This window comes from Mycolicibacterium rhodesiae (genome assembly GCF_002086695.1).
In the GTDB taxonomy this organism is placed as follows: Bacteria; Actinomycetota; Actinomycetes; order Mycobacteriales; family Mycobacteriaceae; genus Mycobacterium; species Mycobacterium rhodesiae.
In genome coordinates, this window is the sequence record NZ_MVIH01000015.1 from 106335 (window position 1) to 117444 (window position 11110).

The 11110-nt window shown below is 66.7% G+C and carries 4 protein-coding genes; all 4 read right to left on the reverse strand.

Annotated features, from left to right (window positions below; translation table 11 throughout):
* Window positions 1-5: 5 nt before the first annotated feature.
* Entirely contained in the window at window positions 6-1004 is a 999-nt protein-coding gene (gene rfbB / locus BST42_RS23730) for a dTDP-glucose 4,6-dehydratase (RefSeq protein ID WP_083121774.1), read from the reverse strand.
* Window positions 1004-1873, reverse strand: a complete 870-nt coding sequence (gene rfbA, locus BST42_RS23735; protein ID WP_083121775.1) for a glucose-1-phosphate thymidylyltransferase RfbA — start codon at window positions 1871-1873, stop codon at window positions 1004-1006. Before rfbA ends, rfbB begins: the two co-directional genes overlap by 1 nt.
* The gene (locus BST42_RS30360; RefSeq protein ID WP_083121776.1) at window positions 1870-8346 is read right to left on the reverse strand and encodes a beta-ketoacyl synthase N-terminal-like domain-containing protein; all 6477 of its coding nucleotides are present in this window, start codon (window positions 8344-8346) and stop codon (window positions 1870-1872) included. Before BST42_RS30360 ends, rfbA begins: the two co-directional genes overlap by 4 nt.
* On the reverse strand, window positions 8343-11110 hold a 2768-nt coding region (locus BST42_RS23745), incomplete at its 5' end, for an SDR family NAD(P)-dependent oxidoreductase (RefSeq protein ID WP_133057511.1). The genes BST42_RS30360 and BST42_RS23745, both read right to left, overlap by 4 nt.

Genomic DNA, 11110 nt, shown 5'->3' on the forward strand with positions numbered 1-11110 from the left:
CCCTGTCATTGCCCGAGCCGAGCGTAGAAAGCCTCGGTGGCGTCTTTGGCGGGCGCCCACCAGTCCTGGTTGGCGCGATACCACTCAATGGTTGAACTCAAGCCATGTTCGAAATCGGAATATGTTGGCTGCCAACCGAGCTCTTCGCGCAGCTTGGTCGCGTCGATCGCGTAGCGCAGGTCATGACCGGACCGGTCGGGGACGTGGTCATAATCATCAGCGTCGTGACCCATGATGGTGAGAATCAGTTCGACCACGGTTTTGTTGTCCTTCTCACCGTTGGCACCGATCAGGTACGTTTCCCCGATCCGACCATTCTCCAAGATCTGCAACACAGCGGACGAATGATCGTCGGCATGGATCCAGTCGCGGACGTTCAGGCCGTCGCCGTAGAGCTTGGGACGAGTCCCACGCAGCACGTTGGTGATCTGGCGGGGAATGAACTTCTCGACGTGCTGATATGGCCCGTAATTGTTCGAACAATTCGAAATCGTCGCCTGCACACCGTATGAACGTATCCAGGCTCGCACCAGCATGTCGCTACCGGCCTTGGTCGACGAGTACGGCGACGACGGGTTGTACGGACTGGCCTCGGTGAACTTCCCGGGGTCATCCAACGGCAGGTCGCCATACACCTCGTCGGTGGAGATGTGGTGGTAGCGCACGCCGTACTTGCGGACCGCCTCGAGCAACGTGAAGGTACCGATCACGTTGGTGTGCAAGAACGGCTGTGGGTCGTTCAGTGAATTGTCGTTGTGGGTTTCTGCGGCATAGTGCACGACGGCATCGGCAGCCGCCACCAGTTTCTCCACAACACCGGCGTCGGCGACATCACCGTGAACAAAATCCACTCGACTGTCAGGCAAACCGGACAGCGAAGCAAGATTGCCGGCGTAGGTCAGCTTGTCCAGCACAGTGACGTGGTGGTCGGTGTGCTGGACGGCGTAATGCACGAAGTTGGAACCGATGAACCCGGCACCCCCAGTGACGAGCAGCCGAGCCACTACAAACCTCTTTCGAGCAGATCGAGCAGATATCGGCCATAACCTGACTTCACCAGACGATCGGCACGGTCTCGCAGTTCGTCATCGGTCAGAAAGCCCTGCCGCCAGGCGATTTCCTCGGGCACACCGATCTTGAGCCCGGTCCGCCGTTCCATGGTCCGGACGAAATCGGCCGCGTCGGTCATCTGATCGAATGTCCCGGTGTCCAGCCACGCCGTCCCCCGCGGCAGCACCTGCACCCGCAACTGGCCTTGCTCCAGATAGGCGCGGTTGACGTCGGTGATCTCGTATTCACCCCGATCGCTCGGGGCAAGTTCTCGGGCGATCGCGACGACATCGTTGTCGTAAAAGTAGAGTCCGGGGACCGCGAAATTGCTTCTGGGCTGCTTCGGCTTCTCCTCCAGCGACACCACTACACCGCTGGGGTCGAACTCCACCACGCCGTAGGCCGATGGTTCGGCGACCCAGTAGGCGAAGATCACACCGCCGTCGACGTCGGTGAAGCTCTTGAGCTGAGTGCCCAGTCCCGGACCATAGAGCAGATTGTCACCCAGAATCAGGGCCACCTTGTCGTTGCCGATGAAATCTGAGCCGATGGTGAACGCCTGAGCCAGACCGTCTGGTGACGGCTGCTGGGCGAACGTGATGGAGACGCCGAACCGGGATCCGTCCCCGAGCAGGCGTTCGAAGCTTTCGGCGTCGTGCGGGGTGGTGATAACCAAGATGTCGCGGATCCCGGCCAGCATGAGCGTGGACAGCGGGTAGTACGCCATCGGCTTGTCGTAGACCGGGATCAGCTGCTTGGACACCCCAAGGGTGATTGGGTGCAAGCGGGTTCCGGAGCCACCCGCCAGGATGATGCCCTTCATGACACCCGTCGGATGACGCGAACACCCATCCCACGAGTCTCGTAAATACACAGGTCATCGACCCAGAATCGCCCGTCGAACACCGCCAACACCCCCCGGTCATCCCGCTCCGTGGTCAGAATATCGATCTCGGAGCGGGTTCGCTTGTTCGTTGGCGTTACCTGACCGCGGAATTTCCAGCTGAACGTCTGATCCAAAGCGACCGGCTCGAACTGATAGTCCTCGCCCGCCCCCGCAAGCCCGGCCAGCCGGACGGCCGCGCGGCCCGCCTGCTGCATGGCTTCCAGACCCAGCGAACCCGGCTGCACCGGATCTTGGAAGAAGTGGGCTTTGAAGAACCACGCCTCCGGGGTGACGTCGTACTCGGCGACCAGCCGGCCCAGACCTGCCTCTCCCCCGCCCGGCCAGAATTTCACCCGGTCGAGCACCTGGAGCCGGCCCTGATCCAGCCAGGGTGCGCCGTCGAGCTCGGCGGCCCGATACGACAGTTCGACCGGAGCCGGTTCGGATAGCGCCTCCAGCGCACCTGATGGCACGCGCAGCCCGACTTGATTGCGCAACGCCTCGGGACTGAAGAACCCGAATGCCGTCTTCATCGTCATGACGACTTCGTCGTTCTGGGTGCAGACGACGTCGAAGAACACGATTGTCGAGCCGGCGCCGTCGGCGAACCGCTCCAGCGTGGAGGTCACCCGCAATTTCCCGACCCGGGCCGGGCGGTGTTGGACGACGTCGCCGCCGTCGAGATTGCGGAACACGACATCGTCGGGGCGGTTGGCGGCGAAGCCGTTGTACGACGACAGCCAGCCGCACGGCTGCAGCAGGATCTCGATGAGCACCGGCATCGGCACCGCGTCGACGTGCGCGTCGGCGAAGTACCACTCACCCTCTGGCACATCGTATTCCGCGACGACGGTGCCGCCCTTGGTCGGCACCCCCGGCGGGCTGGACACGCTGAGCACCCGGGACATGAAGTGGTACGGCTCATCCGGCAGACGCGGTGCGCGCCTCGTGCCGTCGAACGGCGCGTACAGCGCACCGAACGCATCCGACGGCATCCCGCGACCGCAGGCCAGAAGCGCGCCCTGGTCGCCGCGAACATCGTTGGTACCGGCCAGGATCTGCACCGGTCCGGGCGCGCCCGGCGGCATCGGCCAGTCCGGAACCAGACGCATCCCGAAGCGCCGGGCGTGGAACACCTTAAAACCGTCACTGCGGCAGAGCAATGCCGCGAAGACCGTCGGCGTGGGGCCGTCGATGATCTCCTCGATGAACACCTCGTAGTCGAGCATGTGGTCGGCGTCCGGCGTCACCTGTCCACGGCAGACGAACCGCGCCATGTCATCCGGGACGGGTTCGAACCGCCACCCGTCGCGTTCGATGGTGAACCCGTAGGCAGCCATCGCGAAGGACAGGGCTTGGGTGGCCGCGTCAGCCATCAGCGTGCCGGGCATGCACGGATCGTTCTTGAAATGCCCGTCGTAGAACCACATGTCCTTGGGCACGGCTGCGGTGGCGCGCAGGTACCCGCGTCCCCACGGCCCGCCGGTGGGATCGAATTCGGCGATCTCGTCGATCAGCCGCAGCTTGCCCTTCGGCAGCGACGGTGTGCGGGTATGGGCGGCGGCGCGCTCGAAGCCGGGCCCGAAGCACCGGTAGGCGTGACCCTCGGTGAAGGCCTCGACGTCGTCGGAGGTGAACGAACGCTTCTGCGTGACGACGGGCGGTTCGTCACGCACCGCGCCGTCGCGCGGCGCATCGTCGGCGGCATCCCACAACACCCCGTCCGACTCGGCGAGCTCGGCGTCGGAGAAGAAGCCGGCTTGCCCGTTGCGGACCGAGATCATCAGCCGGTCGCCGATGTAGCAGTCGTAGTGGAAGAAGAACAGCCGCGTGTCACCGGTTTTCGCGTGGCCGTCGATGTGGATCTCGTAGTGCAGCGTGTCGCCGCCCTTGGGCAGCTCGCCCATGAACGTCAGATCGCAGCCGAGCAGGCGGTAGACCCGTTCGCTGCGGTTGGTGAAATCCGCACCCAGCCAGGAGGCGAGCAGCAAGTCCGCCTGCCCGCTCTCGATCACCACACCCGGCGACATGCGACCGTTGTGGATGTACCAGGCGTCCGGGTCGACGTCGGTCTCGGTGACGATCGTGCCAGTGCCCATCGTTCCGGGCTCGCCCTCGATGCTCATCACCCGGTCGGCGAGAAGTAGCGGCGGCTCCGGCATCCGGACCAGCCGCTCGTATTGGTCGTACTCGGCGAACTTCGGTCCCATGACTTCTGAGACCTTGCCGCCGGCAAGGATTTCCAGCTGAGCACGGGTCCACAGCGGCTCTGGGGCCGCCGCCGGACGCTTGCTCGGCGCAGGCGTCGGCACGGCCGGTGCGGGCGGTGCGGCCGGTGTCACGGTGACCGGTGGCGCCGGTGGCGCAGGCGGTGCACTCGCCGCGGGAGCGGGAGCTGGAGCAGGGGCAGGTGCCGGTGCGGGTGTGAAGACCGCAGGTGCACTCGTCGCCACGGTGGAAATCGATCCACGCCGTCCCGACACCAGCGCGAGAAGATCGCCGCGCGACTTCAGGAACGACGAGTGTGCTTCTGCCTGCCGCTCCAGGAATGCGGTATGCGCGTCGCTGACCGAGGCGACCAGGTTCAACGCCGTCGTCGTCTGATCGCTGAGCGAGACAGCGGCAGGCGCGGCCGGCGTAGTCGGATGGGCCACAACAGTGCTTCTCTCCGTGACGGCGTGCACGGCGAGGTCCTGGGCTACCACCAGCGGCGCAAGTTGCGCAGGTGCGGGCGGCATGACTTGAACACTTCGCACATCAGACATAGGTGTACTTCCGTTTCTGGACGCCACCGGCGTCGAGACAGTCATGGGTGGTGCGGGAGGCGAAACAGTCTGGGGCGCCACGGGAACGGAGACGATGTCCGGCCAGTGAGCGGCCAGCGTCAACTTGCGGATGCCCTCCGACGACGCCGAGTCCCGCTGTTCGCGCAGTTGCCGAATACGCGTTTCGAACGCCTCGATGTCGACCGGCAGTCCATGCACCCACAGCTTGGACACGCTTTCGGCCAGCGCACGCAACCCTCGCCGTTCCTGCGGGTCCAGCGCGACAGCCAGATGCGGTCGGTCGCCGAGGATCTTGCCCACCGCCCCGGTCAGGATGCTGCGCGGGCCGTGCTCGACGAAGATCCGGACGCCGTCCTCCCAGGCTTGCAGGATCGTTGCGGGGAAGTCGATCGGTTCGAGAGCCTGGCGGGTGATCGCCTCGGCGGCCGCCTCACGGGTGGGCACATAGGCCCGGTTGACCGCGTTGGTGTAGAAGCGGACGTCAGGGACCTCGTGCGTCTCCCGGGTGTGGATGTTGCGCCACGTGTCGGCGAAGGGCGCCATCGCCTCGCAGTGGATGACCATGTCCAAACCCAGCGGGATCGCGGTCGCGCCAGGTAGGGCGTCGATGACCCGGCGGCACGCCGCGGGATCGCCACCGATCACGCAATCGTCCGGTGCCTGCACGATCGTCATGTAGGCGTGCGGCTCGGCGGCCAGCGCCGCGTCGACCAACGTCCGCGGTGCGGTGATACGCCAGCACTCCCATGGAGCAGGTTGGTCACCCAGCCCCCAATCCGCCGCCGCCACCCGGCATTCGCCGGTCAGCTCGTCGCCGTACATGCCTGACGCCTCGATCTCGTCGAGCATCGGCTCGAGGTCGCTCCAGACCCCGAAGGCCATCAATGAGTTGGTCTCGCCCGACGAAAGACCAATCGCCGCATCGGGTTTGAGACCCAGCACAGTGCGCGAGAACTCCGCTTGCGACTGGCAGACCAGAGCGCAGCCGGTCAGCTGAGTGCGCGGGTCCAGAGTGGTGATCCCGGCGCCGTGCAGAGCGCGAGCCAGATCACCCACACCCGAGAAACGTTGAGTGAGTGCGTCACCGATCTCCGGCCACGCGAACAACAGATCCCGCCCCGCCCCCGGGTACGCCGCGGCCGCACCGGTGAACGTGAACGCCAGTTCGCCGGCCATCGGTTCCTCGGCGTAGGCGATGCCGGGGATCACCGGCGCCTCGCCACGTTCGAGGCGCTGGAGCGCCTGCTGGCGCAGCTTGTCCACCGTGGACTCGCTGTCGCCCACCAACGAACACCGCACCGGCCCGGCTCCGCCCGGCTCGCCACGCTGCATCCGCCCCAGCAGGTCGGCCCGGCTGTTGCCGGCATAGCGTTGTGAAACCGGCACGACGCCAACAGCCAACGGCTTGGGCGCACCGTCCGCGGCGGACACGGTGATGCCGTCGGCGTGCCCGCCCAGCGCCTCCACCCACACCGCCGCCGAGGTTCCGCCAGGTGCCGGTTGAGCTCCGGCCTGGTCTACCCGCACCCGGGCCCGGACTGCTTCGGCGCGGGCCGCGATCTCTACCCCAGCACTGGCCGCATGGGTGCGGCCGATCCGGCCGACCGCGAAGTTCGAGTCCGTCTCGATCGGTTCGTCGTCGGTGTCGATGACGGCGATGATCTCGTCGCCGGCCGCTTCGGCGTCTGCTCGTCGTTTGAGCACGAAGGCCACCGCGGCGTCGCCGTGTCCCACGCTGGTGTCGGCGTCGAGGGCATCGGCCGCCCGCGAATGCGCAGGCTCACAACACATGTCGACCGCACCGGCGACGACGGTGTCGAGCTCCCGATACCGCAGCGCGCGAATGCCGATCTGCAGGGCCGTGATCGCGGACAGTTCCTCGGTGGACACGGTGAATCCGAATCCGCGGAAGTCGCGCTGCGCGTGGATGCGATTGGCGGGAATGTTCGGCATGGTTCCCACCACGCCGTCGGCGGTCAGTTTGGGGGCCGCTTGCGCGTTGGCCTCCAGCCACCGTCCGTTGTCGGCGTTGAGCACCCGCAACCGTTGCCGCGCGATGGTGGCGTCGCAGCCCATGCCGACGAACACTCCGGTGCGGTCCGGATCGGTGACGACGCCGTTGAGCGCCTGTCCGGCCGCTGCCAGCATGACGGTCTGCTGACTGAGGCTGCCTGCGAGTTCGTTGGGCGGGAAACCGAGTCCGGCAAGGTCAAGTGCGACGCTGTCGAGCGGTGTGGGCTGCGCCTCCGGACCGAACACCCGGCGGCGGAATGCCTCGGCGTCGCCTGCGTCGCCGGTGACCACACCGATTCCGCAGATCACGATCTCGTCGGTGGGCGGCTGTTGGCGGGTCGCCGAAGGCTTTGGCCCGCGGTAGTTCTCGACGATCAGGTGGGCGTTGTTGCCGCCGAACCCGAAGTTGCTGACCGCCGCACGTTTGACCGGGCCGTCCCATGCCGTGGGGGCGGTCACCAAGGTGAACGGCGTATCGCCGAGCTTGTCGGTCGGCTTCTCACACACCGTCGGCGGAATGGTCGACGCCTGCATGGCGGAGAGCACATTCACCAGACTTGCTGCGCCGGACACCGTGATGGTGTGGCCCAGGTTGCCTTTCAGCGCACCCAGTTTCAGCGGAACGTCCCCATAAGCGGCCGCAATGCTCTGCAGCTCGGTGGCGTCGCCCAGCGGCGTGCCGGTGGCGTGACAGTCCACATAGTCGATGTCGGCTGGCGTCAGCCCGGCCTGCTCCAGCGCGGACATCATCGCTCGGGTCTGACCGCCCACTGCCGGTGCCAGGAAACCGCTTTGGCGTCCGTCGTTCGAGAGCCCGACACCCAAAATCACCCCGAGGATGGTGTCCCCGGCACGCTCGGCGTCGGAGAGCCGCTTCAGCGCCACCAAGGCGGCACCTTGAGACGGCACGAGGCCGTCGGCTTCCGCGTGGAACGGGCGAGACTGCCCTGTCGGGCTGAGCGCCTGCAGCGAGGTGAAGCCCAAATGCAGGAACAAATCGTCCGATCCGTTGACACCGCCGGCGAGCATCACGTCGGCGTCGCCGTCGTGCAATGCGTCGCATGCGAGTTTGATGGCGTACAGCGACGATGCGCAGGCCGCGTCGAGCGCGAAGACCGGACCGTTCATCTCCATCGCGCCGGCGACCAGGTGCACGGGTAGCCCCGACGAGAACCGGTTGCGCGGGTCGTCGTTGCCCTCCCCCGTCCAGAACGCTTCGACGAACGCGGTGCCCATGGTGCTGGGGTACGACAGATTGCCGACGATAAGGCCGGTGCGGGGAGCCGCGAGCGGACCGCCCAGGGCCTGCTGAGCGCATTGCGCGAGCCACGCAACGATCGGATCGAGCTGGTCCAAATCCGGTATCCGCGCGGCGAATTGGCTCAGGTCGAAGGAGGTGTCGACATAGCCTCCGGTCGCCGACGACACCCGCAGACCAGGTTTGTCGCTGGCAAGCAGCTTTCCCGGGTCCACTCCCCGCCACCGATCGCGCGGGGTGGGGGTCAGCAGACAGCGTCCGTTCAGCGATGCGTCGAACAACTCCTCGGGTGTCGTTGCGCCGGGCAGCACACAACTGCGTCCGACGATCGCGACGGGTTCGAAAACGCTCACGCCGGAGTATCCGCGGCGGCACCCGCGGCGTAGAACTCGACACCTTCGAGCGTTGCGATGAGCGCACCGTCGGAGGTTTCGTACGCGATATCGAAGTCGACCCGCTTGTCGTTGACCGGGTGCGCGGCCAACCGGCAGCGTCCGATACTGCCGTCGCCGAACGCCCGGTGCAGAACAACACGCGCGATCCGGATCGGCAGCACCAGCGGACGTCCCTGAGACGCTGCCCAGACGATGCCCAGCTGCAGTCCACCGTCGACGCCCGCGGCGTCGATGGCCCAGCCGTTCTGCGGCCAGCCGAGGTCGTCCAGGCTCTTGAGGTCAGCGCTTCCGCCGGCAGCGCCGAACGTGTCGAGACGCTCGATCACCGCGAACTGCGGCCCGTGGAACAGGGGCCCGGCGTACGACTCGTCGACACTGAGCGGCCACGACGACCCGGACACCGGCGGAACCGACTTTTGCGGGTCCGCCACCGCAGCGGTGTCGACGGTCGCGCGGTAACGGGCCCGGCCCTCCGCATCGCGGATGGACACCGTGTACTCCGAACCGGTCGGCTCGAAATCGATACTCAGCGTCTGCTTTTCGCCTTCGGCGAAGGTGACACCGGAGAGCACCTGGAAGTCGCGGACCACCGGGCAGGTGTCGGCGACCACGCCCCGCGCCGCCCGCAAGATCGCGTCGAGCGCGATCACCACCGGCACCACGATGCGGCCGCGGACCTGGTGATCGGTAAGCACGGGCAGGTCTTCGGCCGACACCGTCCAGTCCAGGCGTGTTGCCCGCAGCCGCGGCTCGGCCGGAGCGGCGACCACGACCGCGGTGGCCGAAGAACGGCACAGCGCGTGATCGGCGAAGAACTGTGCACCTTCGTCGATCGGGATGACACCCACACCGCCGGCGAGGAATCGACTCTTCAGTGTGGCGTCGACCATTCCGCCGTCCCACGGTCCCCAGCCGAAGGCGCGGACGACGCATTCGCCGTTGCGCCGCGCGGACTCGCGGGCTGCGATCGCCTCCAGCGCCGCGTTGGCTGATGCGTATGCCGCCTGTCCGGGATTGCCTGCTCGCGCCGCAATCGAGGAGAACAACGAAATGAAGCGCAGCTCGTCGGACGAGGTAGCATCCAGGAGCGTCTCCGCGCCAACCAGTTTCGTGCTGAACACCTTGACGAATCCATCGTCGTCGAGGTCTTCCAGGCGCTTGTCGGCGAGCACACCGGCGCCGTGGACGACACCGACGATCGGTCCGAAGTTGGCCCGGACCTCGTTCAGCACGTTGTCCAGCGCGGCGCGGTCGGTGATGCTGGCCGCGAAGTAGCGTGCCGGCGTGCCCTGTCGCTCTGCGGTCGACAGGGTGGCGCGGACTTCCCGCTCGGCCAGCAGGCTTTCGGCTTGGGCACGTGCCTGGGGAAGGGTCAGCTGTTCACCGCGGGCACGCGCCGATGCCGCCAGCGCGGTGGCGATCCCGGCGGCCGTGGTGCCCGCCGGTTCGTCGGCACTTACATCCCGTAGGGGCGTGCGGCCCAGCAGCGCGAGCCGCAGGCCGTGGCGTTTGGCCAATGCGAGCGCCGAATCCGCCGTCACACCACGGGCACCACCGGTGACGAGCACAACGCCGCCTTGGGTGACGCTGATCGTCTCACCCTCGCCGACCGACGATTCGATGTCGTCGACCGCCACCAACCGGGTACCGTCGGCGCGCAGCGCGACCTCGATACCGCTACCGCCCTCGAGCAGTTCGGCCGCCAGTCGTTCGGCGTCAAGGCTTTCCATGTCGATGGCCCGCACGGATGCGTTAGGCCATTCCCAGCCTGCGGTCTTCACCAGGCTCGCGACTCCGATCGGTACGTCGGCAGCAACGAACCGAGCCCCTGTGGACTGTACGGCGACGAAAACCCTTGTCGCAGCGCTGCTCCTGGCGACGCTGCGTGCGGCGTGGAATGCGCGCAGATGCATCGCGACACAGTCTTCGGGTGTGCGGGCCGCAGACAGGGCGGCCAGGCTGATGACGGCGCCCGCCTCGGCGGGTACCTCGTCGACCACGCTGGCGTTGACGCCGCGAGCGGTCAGCGCGGCCTGTAGCGCATCGGCAAACGCAGCGTCCTCACGGGTGATGAAGACGACGCCGTCGCGCAGTCCCGCCATCGCGAGGCCCGTCGGGGGCGCGGCGCGCAGCTCGGCCTCGGTGCACGACAGTCCGACCGGAGCGGACGATGCGGCAGCCGGCTGCGGTGCAGCGGTGAGCTGTTCGGTGCGGCCACCGGAGGCGAATCCGGAGACGGTATCGACGACATCCTGCAGGGTTCGCAGGTTCGCCAGCTCCGAGGCCGGGATCTCCGGAGAACCCGGGAACTTCGCCTGCAACGCCGCCAAAATCTCGACCTGCTTGATCGAATCGATCCCGAGCTCAGCCTCCATCTCCATGCCCAACCCCAGCATGTCCACCGGATAACCCGTCTTCTCCGAAACAATCGACAGCACAACATCACCGGCGGGTACCGCAGGCGCGGCGGCGGCAACCGGGGCGGGCGCGGCGAAGCCGGAGACGGTATCGACGACATCTTGCAGGGTGCGCAGGTTCGCCAGCTCCGAGGCCGGAATCTCCGGGGCACCCGGGAACTTCGCCTGCAACGCCGCCAAAATCTCGACCTGCTTGATCGAATCGATCCCGAGCTCAGCCTCCATCTCCATGCCCAACCCGAGCATGTCCACCGGATAACCGGTCTTCTCCGAAACAATCGACAGCACAACATCACCCGCGGGTA

Bases quoted from the DNA above. Each gene is read 5' to 3' on its own strand.
- rfbA (WP_083121775.1), bottom strand. From the start codon at position 1,873: ATGAAGGGCATCATCCTGGCGGGTGGCTCCGGAACCCGCTTGCACCCA.